This is a genomic window from Paenibacillus sp. OT2-17 (genome assembly GCF_009827695.1).
GTDB classification, from domain to species: Bacteria; Bacillota; Bacilli; order Paenibacillales; family Paenibacillaceae; genus Paenibacillus; species Paenibacillus polymyxa_B.
Genome location: NZ_WUDQ01000063.1, coordinates 1 through 16,174, shown reverse-complemented (window position 1 = coordinate 16,174; position 16,174 = coordinate 1). Strand labels below are relative to the sequence as shown.

The window sequence follows — 16,174 nt, the reverse complement described above, 5'->3', positions numbered from 1 at the left end:
CGATAAAACAACCGTAACCTGATTTAGGATCATTCACAAATACATGTGTCACAGCCCCGATAAGCTTACCATTTTGGATAATCGGACTACCGCTCATTCCTTGCACGATTCCCCCGGTCTTATCCAGTAGCTTTGGATCTACAATGCGTATCACAAGTCCTTTGGTTGCCGGTTTGTCCTGCTGAGAGATGTGTACAATTTCCGCCTGAAACCGCTGAATTTGTTGACCTTCCAGCACAGTTAAAATTTCTGCCGGTCCTTCTTTTACTTCATTCGCAAGAGCCACTGGAATAGGAGTCGAATACAATCCATATTGCGGCTCATCTGACATTTTCCCAAAGATTCCGAAATTCGTATTTCGTTCAATATTTCCTAATACCCGATGATCTTTGAGAAAATGAGCGCGTTTTTCTCCTGGTTCCCCACTTTGGCTTTTCGCAATTGACGTCACATTGGATTGCACAATCTCTCCGCTCCCCACGACAATAGGGGTTTGGGTATTCATATCGGTAATTACGTGACCCAAGGCCCCATATACACCCTGGTCCGGTGCGTAAAACGTTAATGTACCTACACCTGCAGCCGAGTCCCTAATATACAACCCAAGCCGCCACGCTTTATCATCTTGATCATATGCTGGTGTTAACTTGGTGGAAATGGTCTGCTCCCCTCGACAAAGCGTGATGTCGAGCGGTTTTTTGTTCTTACCTGCTTCGTCTACTGCCTCAGCAACCCTTGCCAGGCTATTGAGTGGCTTGCCGTTCATGTGTGTAATTCGATCCCCTAGGCGAATCCCTGCTGTTTCACCAGGTGACACCTTACGATCATTACTTTCCTGAATGATATGGTGACCGACGACAAGCACTCCTGAAGATTTTACTTTGACCCCAATCGTCTGCCCCCCCGGGTATACTTTTAAATCGGGGACTACACTTTCTTGGGTTGTCCTCATGCTTTTAGAGCCGAACAAATCCAAAGAAGCTTGTGGAGGCAGCGCTGCTTGCACATACTGAGCGTTACCGATAGAACACATAAGAAAAACAAGCAAAAGACCGAGCAATTTGATCCTGGAGTAAAAATTCAATGGCTGTCACGCTCCCTTTGCTTCTTTCGCTTGACGAGTAAAGGTGGTCGCCAATTGCGTACCTATAAGGTAACCTTGCCCCCAGGCTTTTATAACTGTTAAACATTACGCCAGCCGCTCTTTTCAGGCTTTCTTTCCTTCCGCCAAATTCAGCATTTCCTGTGCGTGATGCAATGTTTTTTCGGTAATTTCCACGCCGCCCAGCATCCGTGCCAATTCCTTGACACGTCCGTTCTCCGTAAGTCCCTCAATTTGAGTCATGGTCCGTCCATCATGAACATTTTTCTCAATAAGGTACTGATGGTCTGCCATACATGCCACCTGTGGCAAATGAGTAATGGAAAACACCTGACAAACGGAAGATAAACGATATAGCTTCTCGGCAATGGATTGAGCTGCACGACCACTCACCCCGGTATCCACCTCGTCAAAAATGAGTACTGGAATTTGATCATGACGCGCAAAAATACTTTTCATCGCCAACATGATACGTGATAGCTCACCGCCTGAAGCGATCTTACCAAGTGGACGTAGTGGCTCACCTGGATTGGGGGAAATAAGAAATTCCGCATTATCAATGCCTTGCTTGGTAGGTCTTACCTTCAGACCTTTATACTCATATCCGCGTGGATCTTCAATTGGATCAATGCGCACCTTGAGTGACGTTCTTTCCATCTGTAGGTCTTTTAACTCCTGCTCCACTTGCTCTGCTAGCTCTTCAGCACAAATTTCACGTGCTTCTGTAAGCTCTTCTGAAATCTCCAGCAAATCGGAAAGCAACTCATCCCGTTTTGCAATGAGCTGCTCCAGCCGCTCATCTTTATTTTCCAGCAGATCGGTTTCCTGCTCAATACGGCTATAGTATTCCAAAATCTGCTCTATACTATCACCATATTTTCGCTGTAATCCGGTAATTTGATTCAAACGTTGCTCCACTTCATGCAGCTTGCCTGGATTAAATTCAATATCCTCACGATAAGAACGTAATTGGAATGCTGCGTCCTCTAACTGGTAAAAAGCAGACTGAATCTGCTCCGCAATAGGCTGAAGGCTTTTGCTGTCATAGCTTTGGACATCGTTCAATCTGGACAATACGTTATTGATCGTATCCAGCCCACCTCTGCCGCTTAGCAGTTCGTATGCTCCTGATATCCCATCCATCATTTTCTCACTATGGGATAGCTTGACCCGTTCCTCTGCCAATAATTCATCTTCTCCCAATTTCAACTCCGCCGCAGCGATCTCTTCTAATTGAAATCGGTACATATCCAAAAGCTGATAAGCCTTTTGACTGGAGCTTTGCAGTTCTCTTACTTCTTTTTCCGCTTTGACAAAAGCATTGTAACGCTCACGGTAAAGCGTTTTGACTGGACCGATCACCGAATCACCGAACGTATCCAGCAGTGCCAGATGGCGATCTGCACGTAGCAGGCTTTGATGCTCATGTTGCCCGTGGATATTGACGAGTTGCTCACCTACCTCACGCAGCATCGTTAAATTAACCATCTGACCGTTAATTCGAGAAGAGCTTTTCCCCTGAACCGTAAGTTCGCGACGAATCAGCAAATGCTCCTCCGCATTAGCCTTAATCCCTTGTTCCTCAAGTGTATTCCAAACTGGATGTTTTACCGGCAGCTCAAACAAGGCTTCCATCTCTGCTTTATCACAACCGTAACGTACTAGATCAGCAGAGCCCCTACCGCCTGCAATCAGCCCAAGCGCATCGATAATAATGGATTTACCAGCACCTGTTTCCCCGCTCAAGACATGAAACCCTTTATAAAAATGAACATCGACGGCCTCTACGACCGCCAAATTCCGTATAGACAAAGTGACCAGCATCGTTCTTTCACCTCTATGATGTACAAATTAAAACGCCTAATATGCGTAGCCATTATAATTAGGAAATATAGCCCATAAGACGATTCACGATAGCTTCGCTGTTTTCTTCCGATCGGCAAATAATCAAAATGGTGTCATCTCCGCTAATCGTACCCATAATCTCGGACCATTCAATATTGTCCAATAAAGCAGCAATCGAGTTGGCTGTTCCCGGCAGACACTTCATCACAATCAGATTGGTTGTGTAGTCAATATGCAAAAAGTTATCGACCAACGTACGTTTCAGTTTCTGGGCCGGATTGTAGCGCTGATCTGAAGGCATTGAATATTTATATCTGCCATCGTCCATTGGAACCTTGATCAGCAGCAGCTCCTTGATATCACGCGATACGGTCGCCTGTGTGACCTGAAAACCAGCCTTACGCAATGCTTCAACCAGATCATCCTGCGTCTCAATCTCATGTTGTGAAATAATTTCCCTAATTTTAATATGTCGTTGACCCTTCATATAATCCTCCTATGGATTAACCTTCATATTCCTCTTCTTCGAGGTCTTCCACTAATGTAATAAGGCGAATACTTCGCTCGTCCGTATCAACGTACAATACACCCGCGCAACCCGGATAGAGCAACAAATACGGCATGAGCCTGTCCCGTAAATCAGGACCACTCCACTCCATTGGTTTCTTGCGGCGTGACGTTTTGACCATATATGTCGAACCGTTTCGTACAGCCACGTAGTCTATAAACAAACGGCTATACACGGTATGTCCATTCACTTTAAAAGCAAGCGGTATTTTCATTTTCCCACCGACTACTTCATAACCTGCTTCTTCGAGTATATCTATAGCAGGCCCTTCATCCAAATCCTCGTTAATCGGTATTGTCTTTAGCACAAGCGGCCCTGGCTCCTTCAACCAGGCACGCAGGCTATATAAAGCCCATATCCCTAATATCACCCCGATTACAGCGATGATAATCGTATCATATCTTGTGTCCATGGACCGATCACCTCATGGACATATTCTAGGACAAGATGTAAAATTCCTTTTCCTTTGTACATCTCATTATAGGCGAACGTGAGTTCTATAATCAATCCCTCACACCAAAAAGAGGTTCCCTTAAGTTCACAGAACTCATGGAGAACCCCTGAATGTTACTTACGCGATGGACCATTATTAAAAGTCTGACCGGCTTCCTGAACGGTACGTTCAATTAGTGGTCTGAAATCCATCTTCTCCAGCTGCGATTCTGCAGCAGGAAGCCCATCCAAACGCCAATGCGCTAAAAATTCAATATTGCCTTCTCCACCTGTAATAGGCGAATAAGCCAAACCTTGCAGCGTAAGTCCAAGCTCATGCGCAAACATCAGAATGGTCTGCAACACTTCTTTATGCGTAGCAGGATCACGGACCACACCGGATTTCCCGACCTTTTCGCGTCCAGCTTCGAATTGCGGCTTGATTAGAGCTACAATATCAGCAGGTTGATGCAACAAGGCAAGCAACGGGGGCAAAATAATACGTAATGAAATAAACGAAACGTCAATACTTGCGAAATTCGGGACAGAACCATTCAAATCCGCAGGTGTCATATATCTGAAATTCGTTTTCTCCATTACGCATACGCGTTCATCATTACGAAGCGACCAATCCAGCTGATTATAACCCACATCAATGGCGTATACGTATTCCGCTCCATGCTGAAGTGCACAATCCGTAAAACCTCCAGTGGACGAGCCGATATCCAGCATTGTCCTGCCCTTCATATTCAGCTCAAATTGACGAATGGCCTTCTCTAGCTTTAATCCACCACGGCTTACATACGGATGCACCGAACCCTTAACTTTAAGCTCGCTGGCGCGTGGTACCTTCATGCCCGCTTTCTCGATCCGTTCGCTGTCCGCCAGCACTAGACCAGCCATAATCGCAGCTTTAGCTTTTTCACGGCTTTCAAAAAAGCCTTGTTCTACAAGTAATACATCAATGCGTTCCTTCGGAACAGACATGTTAATCTCCCTTTAGGCAGCCAGGCTGCTCTTGTCATACTTTTTATAAACGTCATGGTCTTCGCTTCAAGTTACCCTATACGGATTGTCCCATGCCATATGCTGGTTCAGCAGCCCATTTACGCAGCTTTAAGCATACATCTTCAATGGTAAGCCCTACTTCAGCACGCTGCTCTTTAATGGAGCCATGCTCCACGAACAGATCGGGAATCCCCATTAGGCGCACCTGCGCCTCTTGTATTTCGGCTTTGGCGTAAAATTCCAGTACAGCGCTACCCAAGCTTCCTGCTTCAGAAGCTTCTTCCAATACGATCAGCTTCGTATGCTGACGAGCCAGCTCACGCAACATATCCTCGTCCAAAGGCTTCAGGAAACGGGCATTCACTACGCCCACTTGCAACCCTTCACGTTTCATCGCCTCCGCAGCCTCTGTCGCCACCTGGAGCATCGGTCCTGATGCAATTACAGCAAAGCCCTCACCCTTACGCAGGAGCTCCCAACTGCCGATGGAAATAGCCTGTAATTCTTTATCCAACGGCACGCCAACCACATTAACACGCGGGTAACGATAAGCAATTGGACCGTCTTCATAGTCGAGCGCTGTTTTCATCATATGGCGTAGCTCGTTCTCATCCTTTGGCATCATAAGCACAAGATTCGGGATATGACGTAGGAATGCCACATCAAACACGCCATGATGAGTTTCCCCGTCAGCCCCAACAAAACCTGCACGGTCAATCGCGAACATTACGTTCGCATTATGACGACAGATATCATGCACAATCTGGTCATAAGCACGCTGCATAAAAGTCGAATACACCGCAAACACCGGCTTCAGCCCTTCCATTGCCAACGCAGCACACATGGTAGCTGCATGCTGTTCAGCAATGCCGACGTCAATCATACGGCTAGGAAACTCTTTACTAAACGGTACCAGTCCTGATCCACCAGGCATAGCAGGCGTGACCGCAACGATGCGCTCATCCTGCTCAGCCAGCTCAATCAGCGTTCGGCCGAAAATTTCCGTATACATCGGATTACCTACAGCTTTGAGTACCTGACCCGATTCAATTTTGTAAGGGCTGATTCCGTGCCATTTGTGTGAATCTGCCTCTGCAGGTTTATAGCCCTTGCCCTTGGTGGTTACGACATGCACCAATACAGGGCCAGTGACATTATCAGCCTGCTGGAAGGTTTCGATTAGCTTCGGCAAATCATGTCCGTCCACTGGACCGAGATACGTAAGTCCCAGCTCCTCAAACAGTACACCAGGCACCATCATATATTTAAGACTGTCCTTGACACGGCCAGCCGATTTGGCAAGTTTACCGCCGATCGCGGGTATTTTTTTCAGCAAGACTTCCAGCTCATCTTTTGCTCGCAAATAATGACGGTCCGAGCGGATTTTACTCAAATAATTATGCATGGCCCCCACATTAGGTGCTATGGACATTTCGTTGTCATTCAGAATGACCATTAAATTTTTGCGCTCATGTCCGATATGATTCAACGCTTCGAAGGCCATCCCCCCAGTCAACGCGCCGTCTCCGATCATTGCAATGACTTTATTGTCCTCGCCCTTCAAATCTCGAGCCAAAGCCATTCCCATTGCGGCCGACAGAGAAGTGCTGCTATGACCGGCTTCCCAAACATCATGCTCACTCTCGCTTCTTTTTACAAAACCACAAAGTCCATCACGCTGACGAAGTGTATCAAAACGATCCATTCGCCCTGTCAATATTTTGTGTACGTAGGCTTGGTGCCCAACGTCATAAATCATCTTGTCCTTCGGACTGTTATAGCAATAATGCAGGGCGATCGTGAGCTCAACCACTCCCAGATTCGATGCCAGATGCCCCCCAGTCACGGACAGCTTCTCAATCAAAAAGCTCCTGATTTCCTCGGCCAGAGAAGCCAACTCCTCAACCGACAGTGATTTCAGATCGCCTGGTTGCTTTATGTGTGGAAGCAGCACGCATATCTCCCCGCTTTCCTTCAAGTTTGTGTGTAAAGTTAACAAGTATTATATCACACTTTTTGACTGTGCTTAAACGCAGACAAGTCAAAACAGCTCTAAGGCAACTAATGATCACGCTTCATCAGGTAATCGGCTATCTCCAGCAAACGAGAAGAATCGGGAATACCGCTCTCTGTTATCACTTTTTTAGCAGATGCGGTGAGTTCCTCCACCTGCTGCAAAGATGCGTCCATACCAATGAAATACGGATAGGTAACCTTCTCCTGTTCAACATCACTTTGCGTTTTCTTACCCATTTTGCTCTCATCGCCTATGAGGTCCAGTATATCGTCCTGTATCTGAAAAGCCAGCCCCAAGTCTCGTCCAAAGCGGCGAAGCGCCTCTAATTGACTCTTGTCCGCCCCACCAATCCGTCCACCTGCCAAGAGCGAGAAAATAATCAAATCAGCAGTTTTATGAAGATGGATATATTCCAGTTCCTCGATCCCCGTCATTCCTTGCTCGCCTGACATATCGGCAACCTGTCCGCCTACCATGCCCCGCGCGCCACTCATTTCGGACAAATCCTCGACAATGGACAATAGCGCATCGGATGAAACACCGTGACGCCGTCCTGCTTGCACAATGCTGTAAAAGGCATGGGTCAACAAAGCATCACCCGCAAGGACAGCAACCGCCTCGCCGTATACCTTATGATTCGTCAGCTTACCTCGCCGATAATCATCATCATCCATGGCTGGCAAGTCGTCATGAATGAGGGAGTACGTATGTACCATTTCTACCGCACATGCCACTGGCAGCGCAGCTTCCCTACTTCCACCGAATGCTTCAGCAGCAGCGATCACAAGCAGAGGCCGCAGCCGTTTTCCGCCTGCGGTAAGTGAGTAATTCATGGATTCTCGAAGAACAGCGGGAATGTTCCAATCGACCGGGAACTGCTCAATCAGTGCGGATGAAACTACATCCGTCGTCCCGGTCAAATATTCCTTGAACGACGGTCTATTCAAGCCCTTCACCGCCGTTTTCATCCAATCCACCGCCAAAAGGCTTCTTGCGCAAATCTCCATCCTCTTCCACGATCATTTCAATTTTACGTTCAACCTGCTCCAGCTTCTGACTGCAAAGCTGAGACAGCTTCATCCCCCGCTGGAACAAATCAATGGCTTGCTCCAGAGGAACGTCTCCATGCTCCAGTTGTCCGACAATTTCTTCAAGAGCGGCCATAGCCGCTTCAAAATTCAATTCCGTTTCATTCGCCACCGTGCTTCGCGTCCTCCTTCATTCCCCATACTTGGCAGTCCAACTGCCCATCACTTACTTTAATCTTGATGGAATCTCCCGGCTGTACGTCTTTGAGCGACTTAATCAGCCGTTTCTCCTGCTCATCGTATACCAAGCTATAGCCTCGGGCCATGACTTTGAGTGGGCTCAGCGCATCCAGCTGACGAATTCCCGTGTGCAACTGCTGCCGTCCCGTTTTCGTAATAGCACGCATCGCAGACTCCAGCTGACGTTGCGCCATATCCGTCTGCTTGCGTGCCGAACGAATTTGTTCACGCGGATTAAACCGCTCTAGTACCTGACGCATACGTGCGTTCTTTTCTGCGTTCAAACGCGAACGGTTACCCGCTGCGCGAATCAGCCGCTGATGCAGCATGTCCATTCGCTCTGCATGCTGTAGCATATAACGGCGTGGGTGCAGCAGAACTGGCGAACGCTGAAGCCTCGCCAAGCGTTCACGGCTGGTTTCCAGCCGCTGCCGGAGGGCGTTGCGCAACCGTTGCTCACGTTGGAGCAGCTGATCCCGTAGCTCTGCCTGATTAGGCACAGCCAACTCGGCTGCTGCGGTTGGCGTTGCCGCACGCAAGTCAGCCACAAAATCGGCAATAGTAAAATCCGTTTCGTGTCCAACTGCCGAAATAACCGGAATGACCGATGCGTAAATGGCGCGCGCAACCGCTTCCTCATTAAAAGCCCACAGTTCTTCCAACGAGCCACCTCCCCGTCCGACGATCATCACCTGAACCTCTTGCATACGATTCATAGCTTCAATTGCCTTGATTATCGAGGGTGCGGCACCTTTTCCTTGTACGAGCACAGGATACAACACAATTCCAGCCTGCGGGTATCGCCGTTGAAGTGTCGTAATAATATCACGCACAGCCGCTCCGGTCGGTGACGTAATCACGCCAATGGTTGCCGGATGGGCAGGGAGATTACGCTTACGAGCAGTATCAAACAGTCCCTCTGCATCCAGCTTTTGCTTGAGCTGTTCGTAAGCCAGATAAAGGCTCCCTATGCCGTCAGGCTGCATTTGAGTTGCATAAAACTGATATTGTCCATCTCGTTCGTACACGGATACGTTTCCCCGGGCAATAACACGCGTACCTTCTTTCGGTACGAAAGGGAGCCGCTGATTATGGGTTGCAAACATAATCGAACGTATGCGACTCCCCTCATCCTTGAGCGTAAAGTACATGTGACCACTCGAATGATGCGTAAAATTAGAAATTTCCCCGCGTATCCATACATCAGACAGCACCTGATCCGATTCCAGTTTCATCCGGATATAACGATTCAGGTCCTTTATAGAGTAAATACGTTGTTCAGCCACAGGCAGCTGCCCTTATGCCAAACCGTGCGACCGCTTGGCCGCTACAAGCGTATTTTGCATCAGCATCGTAATTGTCATCGGGCCTACTCCGCCGGGAACAGGCGTAATCGGACCAGACACTTGCTTCACGCTCTCAAAATCAACGTCCCCCGCCAACTTTCCGTTCTCCAGACGGTTCATCCCCACATCTATCACTACCGCTCCGGGCTTCACGAACGAAGCATCAATAAAGTTGGCTTTGCCGATCGCAACGACTAAGATATCCGCTTGTCGACTTAGATCCGCGATATTCGCTGTACGGGAGTGGCACATCGTAACCGTAGCATTTTCACGCTGCAACAATAAAGACACTGGCTTGCCTACGATATTACTGCGACCAATAACTACCGCATGTTTACCAGCTATCTCCACTCCAGCACGCTTGATTAACTCAATGACTCCAGCAGGAGTACAAGGCAATAGACTATCGTCACCGATGACCAAATTTCCTACGTTCACCGGATGAAATCCATCCACATCCTTCTCCACTGCAATCGCGTTAATGACAGCTTTTTCATGAATATGCTTTGGCAACGGCAGTTGTACCAAAATTCCATGGATAGTACTTTGATGGTTCAGCTTGTCCACCAGTTCCAGCAATGCTTCCTGCGAAGTATCTGCTGTTAACCGGTGAACCTCTGAGTAATAGCCGAGATCATGGCATGCCTTTTCCTTGTTTTTAACATATACCTGCGAAGCGGGATCTTCGCCTACCAATACAACAGCCAGTCCCGGCTGAAACCGGTGCTCTTTCAGACGAATGACCTCTTGCTGAATGCTTGCGCGAATATCCTGAGAGATTTGTTTACCATCAATGATCGGTGCTGACATGTTTATCCACTCTCCAACCTGATTCAGTAGTCTCTACTTAAAAACGTGCTTTCAATTGCTCCAGTTCTTGAATCACTCGTCCCAGTACACCATTAACAAATTTACCGGATTCCTCGGTACCAAAGTGCTTCGACAATTCAATCGCTTCATTAACAGCTACCTTAGCTGGAACATCCTCACGGAAAATCATCTCATATGCCGCAAGTCTCAAAATTTGACGATCTACACGTGAAAGTCTGCTGATCTGCCAGCCTTTAAGATAATCCACCAACAGCCCATCAATGGCTTCCTTGTGCTCCCACGTACCCCGCACATGCTCCAAAACATACGCTCTTAACACTGCCGCGTTTTTAACGACAACTTCCGCTTCGTTTTCCTCAGCGGCTTCCTGAAGCAACATGTCCACGGCTGCTGCCGCATCCACTTCATTCATTTCCATATGGTACATACTCTGTACCGCTAATTCCCTCGCCAGACGTCTTTTCATGCCCTGCCTCCTACGCTTGCCTATATCTATTTTTCATTCTAACCAATTTCCACAAAAAAACCTGTGAACGCATCCTCCAAAACGTTGGGCGCAAAGAAGCTACAGCTCTATTTTGGAGAACACGTATCACAGGGTTCATTTAAAAGGACGCCAACGCTGCGACAACCAATCGCCCCATTCCTTCCAAGGGAGGAATGAACCAAGCGCTGAATCGCTACGTCTTCCTAGCGTATATCCGATGAACACCATCAATGCAAAGAACAACAAATTCCAAAAGCCTGCCCACAAATAAATAAAACCGAAAAAAATACCAGCCGTGATCCCCATGATCCGGCCCTTGTAACTTCCCCATATTTCTTTCCAGGGCATCAGGGAAAATCACCTCTATTCCACACGACTCTTAAAGCTGGGTGACTGAGAAACATTAGCGATGTACACCGACACATTGGACACAGGAATTCCTGTAATTTCTTCCACATGATCGTGTACCCCCTTTTGTACCTCGGAGGTTAACACCGGAATGGAGCTTTCCCCGTCTACAACCGCCCGAATCGTAATATCAAGTCCCGATTCCAACACGCGAACGCGTGCTTTCAAATCCTGCATCCCGCGAAATCGGGAAGCTGCTTTGAGGCACAAATTTTCAATGGTGTCCACTGAAATCTGAATGTCACCATATTCCGTTCGTTGATCAATAGAATGCTGTACGGTTTGGTTCCGTCGAATAGAGATATAAAAAAAACGAAGACTCAATAACAACAGAACCCCTGCAATAATCAGGCTGGTAAACCACACCACTCGCTCATCCTCAATACTTAAAACATTCGGAATGGCCCCGCTCAGGAGGAGGATGGCGAGAATGGAAATAATTCCGATACTTAAGCTGTACAAGAACAGCAGAAGTCTGTCCATAACTTTAGCCACGAAACGCACAGCCTCCTTAAATTAGAGTAAACCCTCGACCCATAAGGGTCGGGGGTTTGTACAAAGTATCGCTCTATTTAACCCGTCCGGCGCCCAGCACTTCCGGCTCTTCTACTTTTTCGGCACTTTTGAATTGAACATCATGAATTTGCACGTTCACTTCAACAACGTTAAGACCTGTCATGTTCTCAATCGAACGCTTAACATTATGCTGAATAGCAGCAGCCACCTCAGGCAGACGGTTACCGTACTCAATAATGACGGAGACGTCTACAGCAGCTTCACGCTGTCCGACTTCCACTTTTACACCTTTAGATAAATTTTTGCGGCCTAGCAATTCGGCAAACCCACCAGCAAATCCGCCACTCATTCCCGCAACGCCCGGTACCTCAACGGTAGCCAGTCCGGCAATGACTTCAATAACTTCTGGGGCAATTTGAATCTCCCCAATTTCTGTACGTTCGAATTCGGTTGGCACTGTGCTCATACCTTCAACACCTTTCGGTCAAAATAAGTTTCATTCCAGCTTTGGATTTCAAAGCAGACATGCTCACTTATTATCCATACTATATCATTTGGCGTTCATTATGACAAACTGAGGAAATATACCGATTAAACTTCGTTTTCCTCCAAAAATTTAATATCAAAATCGCCTTTAATAAAGGTAGGATGCTCTAGCAAGCGCTGATGAAAAGAAATCGTTGTGGGTATGCCCTCAATAGCAAACTCAGACAAAGCCCGCTTCATTTTGGCAATTGCATCTTGCCGTGTAGGTGCCCACACAATCAGCTTGGCGATCATAGAGTCATAATAAGGAGGAATGCTATAACCTGGATATGCTGCGCTGTCTACCCGTACTCCAGGACCGCCTGGAGGCAGATAAAATCCGATTTTACCCGGTGCAGGCATAAAATTACGATCCGGATCCTCAGCATTAATACGACACTCTATCGCCCAGCCATTGATGGTGACTTCTTCCTGCGTAAAGGAAAGCGGATGTCCTTCAGCGACAGAAATCATTTCCTTAATCAGGTCTACACCAGTAATCATTTCTGTTACTGGATGTTCTACCTGAATACGTGTATTCATTTCCATGAAATAGAAATTATTGTCCGGGCCAAGCAAAAATTCGAGAGTACCTGCACCAGAGTATTGAACGGCCAAAGCTGCACGAACAGCTGCCTGACCCATTTCTTCACGAACATCCTGCGATAGTACAGGACATGGTGCTTCCTCCAATAACTTCTGACGACGACGCTGCACAGAGCAGTCCCGTTCGCCCAAATGGGCAACATTACCATGCTTGTCCGCTATGATCTGTATTTCCACGTGTTTCATACCGGTCAAGTATTTTTCTAGGTAGACACCCGCATTGCCAAATGCTTTTTGCGCCTCCTGCTGAGCGGTAGTGATTTGCTGAATGAGGTTATCCTCATCTTCGGCGATACGAATACCTTTACCTCCGCCACCTGCTGTGGCCTTGATAATTACCGGATATCCGATATCACGTGCGATGCTGATCGCATCCTGCAAATCCTCAACCAGCCCGTCTGAACCCGGAATAACCGGAACTCCGGCATCCTTCATGGTCTGCTTGGCTACGGCCTTATCTCCCATTTTGTTAATGGCTTCAGGAGAAGGACCAATAAACGTAATATTACACGATTCGCAAATTTCAGCGAAGTCTGCGTTTTCCGCCAAAAATCCGTAACCTGGATGAATGGCATCACATTCAGTCAATGTAGCAACGCTCATCAGATTCGTAAAATTAAGGTAGCTGTCCTTAGATAGTGTCGGTCCGATACAGTAAGCCTCATCTGCGAGACGCACATGTAACGAATCCTTGTCAGCTTCCGAATATACGGCAACTGTCGAAATATTCATTTCGCGGCAAGCGCGAATGATACGAACCGCAATTTCTCCACGATTCGCAATCAATACTTTTTGAAATGTCATGACTTTATCCTCCCTGGGAGTAGTCTTGCCGAACCCTCAAAAGAGGGTTCAAACAAGCTTTTTACTCCGGTTTCACAAGGAACAATGGCTGGCCATACTCGACCAACTGTCCGTTTTCGGCCAAAATTTCCACAATTTCGCCCTTCACTTCAGCTTCCAGCTCGTTCATCAGCTTCATCGCTTCAATGATACATACCGTTGTTTTTTCGCCCACTTTGCTGCCGATACTCACATACGGAGCCGTATCCGGAGATGAAGAACTATAGAAAGTGCCTACCATCGGAGATACGATTTTATGTAGATTGCTTGCATATTCCCTCGATTCACCAGCAGTTGCAAGTCCAACATCGGACTGTACTTGTGGATTTGGAATAACAGCTTGTGGTGCCACTGCATAAGCAGGTGTTGCCACAGGAGCCTGTACCGTAACGATCTCGCTTTTGCCCGGTTTCCGGATCAACAGGCGAGTTCCTTCATTTTCAATTTCAAGCTCATGCACAGACGTTTCATCCACCAGCTTGATCAATTCCTTAATCTCGCTTAATTTAAACATCTCTATTAATCACTCCTTCAGCATTTTGCCGGTTGCTGATAACATTGTTGAAACAGCTTTATGTATTATATCACAATCATTAAAAATAGAAAGAGCCCGGAATAATGCAGAAATCCGGGCTTTTTCGCGTTTTTTGTCTTATTGTGTAACATACTGGACACTGATCTTATCCTGCGTTACATTCAGTTCCTTCATGACTTTATCGACAATTGTTACCGCTTGCTTAGCATCCAATTTTTCACTCAGAACCACTACTTTGTATTTATCAGCATCTTCCTCACGGACGACCGCATTGGCGAACTGCTGCTGAAGCTCTTCTTCAATTCCAGTAATTTTAGCCTGCTTATCTTCAAGTACATGTAGTTCCTTTTGAGCCTCAGCAGCTTTCTTTGGTGTGCTGTCGTTCATTGCGGTAGTCAGTTCATCATTTTTCTTCTGATTTTCCACATCCCGTTCCAGCAAATAGTTGTCAATCACTGCTGCTGCTGTAGGTTGGGCAGCTTGATCGGTTGCCACTTGATCCAGTACCTGCTGGTCGGTTTTGGCTGTAGAGGTTGCTTTGTCGTCACTTTGTGCTGTCGCGTCCGTTTTAGTCGCAGTTGTGTTTTGATCGGATGTCGCCGGTTCAGTAGTAGGGGCAGCTGCCGTATCTTTATCGCCTTTTGAGTTTTCCGTTGTTGGATCAGTTGTGGAAGCCGTATCCGACTTTGTAGAAGTTGCCGATGCTCCATCAGTTACTTCTCCATTCGTCACTACTTCATTTACCTTCAGTTCGTTCAATTGTTCCTCTGCCTTCGTCGTTGCTTCCTGTGCGGCATCCTGCTTAACCTTGCTCACTTGCTCACTATCGGCTACTGGTGGATTTGCAGGGCTCGAGTCCTCCGTAAACAAATAATACGCAGACAGCACGACCATTAAACTCAGCATGGACACCAGCCAAACGGTTTGTCTTTTATTATTCATGTTCCGTCCTCCATATTCATTAATGGTTTAAAATATAAACTTCTTTGTTCCTCAATTCCATATTATCCCTGCTTGCGCGGTACGACTGAAATTTTGTAGGAAGGTACATTTAGTCCCTTCTGTACAGCATCGACAATTAGCTGCTTCACTGTAGGGTTTTCTGCCCCCATAGCCACAACAAGCACTCCCCTCACCTGCGGTTTTACTTTTTTTGTCACAATCGGGGTGTGCTGACCACCTGATGACTCATAGGTGACAATCTCGCCATCACGTGTATATTGAGTAGTGTGCCGTTGTCCACCATTGGCGTCCGTCTCGTTGTTCTCTTCCTGCATATCTTTTACATTGCGTTGAACGATAACTTCTTCGGTGGAATCTACCGTAACCATGACATCGACGGTTCCTACGCCAACAATCTGCTCCAGCATCTGTTTCATATTGTCCTCAAAAACCTTCTCGATCCCGGCAAAGGAACTTTCTTCACCTGTTGTTGTCTCTAATGTAGGCTCATTTTTCATCACGCCAGGCGGCTCACGCCCTACGTTTTCTGGATCGACCTTTTTCACATTAACGAATGAATTAAAAAGCATGATCGCTACACCGATAAGGCCAAGTATAAGCAGCCAACGAAATGAGTTGAATCTTTTCGCCCCATCCGCCCCTCCACCCAGCCATCGCTCCAGCTTTTTCAGCCATTTGCTCATTTCTGCTCACCTCCTGTTACCATTCATGTGTTCCATCCTGCGAAGAAACCACCTGAACATTTTTGCTGTCTATCCCCCATTTTTCACGTAGAAGTCCTGTAATTAAGTCAAAAGCTTTCGTATCCGTTGGTTTTCCGTCCTCAGCAGTTTTATCAGGATTACGATCATCTTCTCGCGTTCCTTCATTAAAA

18 protein-coding genes are annotated in these 16,174 nt (G+C 47.0%); all 18 read right to left on the bottom strand.

From position 1 onward, the window contains the following. The coding region (spoIVB, locus tag GRP75_RS11090; RefSeq protein WP_160789341.1) for a SpoIVB peptidase at positions 1-1,084 on the bottom strand (1,084 nt) is incomplete at its 3' end. Between the two features lie 123 nt (positions 1,085-1,207). After that, positions 1,208-2,926: a DNA repair protein RecN gene (gene recN, locus GRP75_RS11085; RefSeq protein WP_160789340.1), complete on the bottom strand. Its 1,719-nt coding sequence runs from the start codon at positions 2,924-2,926 to the stop codon at positions 1,208-1,210. 58 nt (positions 2,927-2,984) lie between these two features. Beyond that, the gene (ahrC, locus tag GRP75_RS11080) at positions 2,985-3,434 is read right to left on the bottom strand and encodes a transcriptional regulator AhrC/ArgR (protein WP_013310809.1); all 450 of its coding nucleotides are present in this window, start codon (positions 3,432-3,434) and stop codon (positions 2,985-2,987) included. A 16-nt stretch (positions 3,435-3,450) separates the two neighbouring features. Then, complete coding sequence (locus GRP75_RS11075) at positions 3,451-3,927, bottom strand: hypothetical protein (RefSeq protein ID WP_028540597.1); 477 nt, start codon at positions 3,925-3,927, stop codon at positions 3,451-3,453. 155 nt (positions 3,928-4,082) lie between these two features. Beyond that, the gene (locus GRP75_RS11070; RefSeq protein ID WP_025723025.1) at positions 4,083-4,934 is read right to left on the bottom strand and encodes a TlyA family RNA methyltransferase; all 852 of its coding nucleotides are present in this window, start codon (positions 4,932-4,934) and stop codon (positions 4,083-4,085) included. A 76-nt stretch (positions 4,935-5,010) separates the two neighbouring features. Continuing rightward, on the bottom strand, positions 5,011-6,909 hold the full coding sequence (gene dxs, locus GRP75_RS11065; protein WP_023989244.1) for a 1-deoxy-D-xylulose-5-phosphate synthase: 1,899 nt from the start codon (positions 6,907-6,909) through the stop codon (positions 5,011-5,013). Positions 6,910-7,016: 107 nt separating this feature from the next. Beyond that, positions 7,017-7,940, bottom strand: a complete 924-nt coding sequence (locus GRP75_RS11060) for a polyprenyl synthetase family protein (RefSeq protein ID WP_023989245.1) — start codon at positions 7,938-7,940, stop codon at positions 7,017-7,019. After that, complete coding sequence (xseB, locus tag GRP75_RS11055) at positions 7,912-8,172, bottom strand: exodeoxyribonuclease VII small subunit (RefSeq protein ID WP_013310814.1); 261 nt, start codon at positions 8,170-8,172, stop codon at positions 7,912-7,914. Before xseB ends, GRP75_RS11060 begins: the two co-directional genes overlap by 29 nt. Continuing rightward, positions 8,162-9,526 carry an exodeoxyribonuclease VII large subunit gene (xseA, locus tag GRP75_RS11050; RefSeq protein WP_023989246.1) on the bottom strand — a complete coding sequence of 455 codons (1,365 nt, stop codon included), beginning with the start codon at positions 9,524-9,526 and terminating at the stop codon, positions 8,162-8,164. Before xseA ends, xseB begins: the two co-directional genes overlap by 11 nt. Before the next feature lie 12 nt (positions 9,527-9,538). Continuing rightward, positions 9,539-10,396, bottom strand: a complete 858-nt coding sequence (folD, locus tag GRP75_RS11045; protein WP_023989247.1) for a bifunctional methylenetetrahydrofolate dehydrogenase/methenyltetrahydrofolate cyclohydrolase FolD — start codon at positions 10,394-10,396, stop codon at positions 9,539-9,541. 37 nt (positions 10,397-10,433) lie between these two features. Further along, on the bottom strand, positions 10,434-10,883 hold the full coding sequence (gene nusB, locus GRP75_RS11040) for a transcription antitermination factor NusB (protein ID WP_013310817.1): 450 nt from the start codon (positions 10,881-10,883) through the stop codon (positions 10,434-10,436). 135 nt (positions 10,884-11,018) lie between these two features. Continuing rightward, complete coding sequence (locus GRP75_RS11035) at positions 11,019-11,252, bottom strand: DUF2273 domain-containing protein (protein WP_160789339.1); 234 nt, start codon at positions 11,250-11,252, stop codon at positions 11,019-11,021. A 15-nt stretch (positions 11,253-11,267) separates the two neighbouring features. After that, complete coding sequence (gene amaP / locus GRP75_RS11030; protein WP_160789338.1) at positions 11,268-11,807, bottom strand: alkaline shock response membrane anchor protein AmaP; 540 nt, start codon at positions 11,805-11,807, stop codon at positions 11,268-11,270. 73 nt (positions 11,808-11,880) lie between these two features. Further along, a complete protein-coding gene (locus GRP75_RS11025; protein ID WP_028540595.1) occupies positions 11,881-12,294 on the bottom strand; it encodes an Asp23/Gls24 family envelope stress response protein in 414 nt (137 codons plus the stop codon). A gap of 125 nt (positions 12,295-12,419) precedes the next feature. Continuing rightward, entirely contained in the window at positions 12,420-13,763 is a 1,344-nt protein-coding gene (gene accC / locus GRP75_RS11020) for an acetyl-CoA carboxylase biotin carboxylase subunit (RefSeq protein WP_023989250.1), read from the bottom strand. 61 nt (positions 13,764-13,824) lie between these two features. Then, positions 13,825-14,316 (bottom strand): acetyl-CoA carboxylase biotin carboxyl carrier protein, encoded by a 492-nt coding sequence (gene accB, locus GRP75_RS11015; protein WP_023989251.1) that lies wholly within the window; start codon positions 14,314-14,316, stop codon positions 13,825-13,827. A gap of 138 nt (positions 14,317-14,454) precedes the next feature. After that, positions 14,455-15,279: a SpoIIIAH-like family protein gene (locus GRP75_RS11010; RefSeq protein ID WP_023989252.1), complete on the bottom strand. Its 825-nt coding sequence runs from the start codon at positions 15,277-15,279 to the stop codon at positions 14,455-14,457. Positions 15,280-15,341: 62 nt separating this feature from the next. Beyond that, entirely contained in the window at positions 15,342-15,983 is a 642-nt protein-coding gene (gene spoIIIAG, locus GRP75_RS11005; protein WP_023989253.1) for a stage III sporulation protein AG, read from the bottom strand. Between the last annotated feature and the right edge of the window lie 191 nt (positions 15,984-16,174).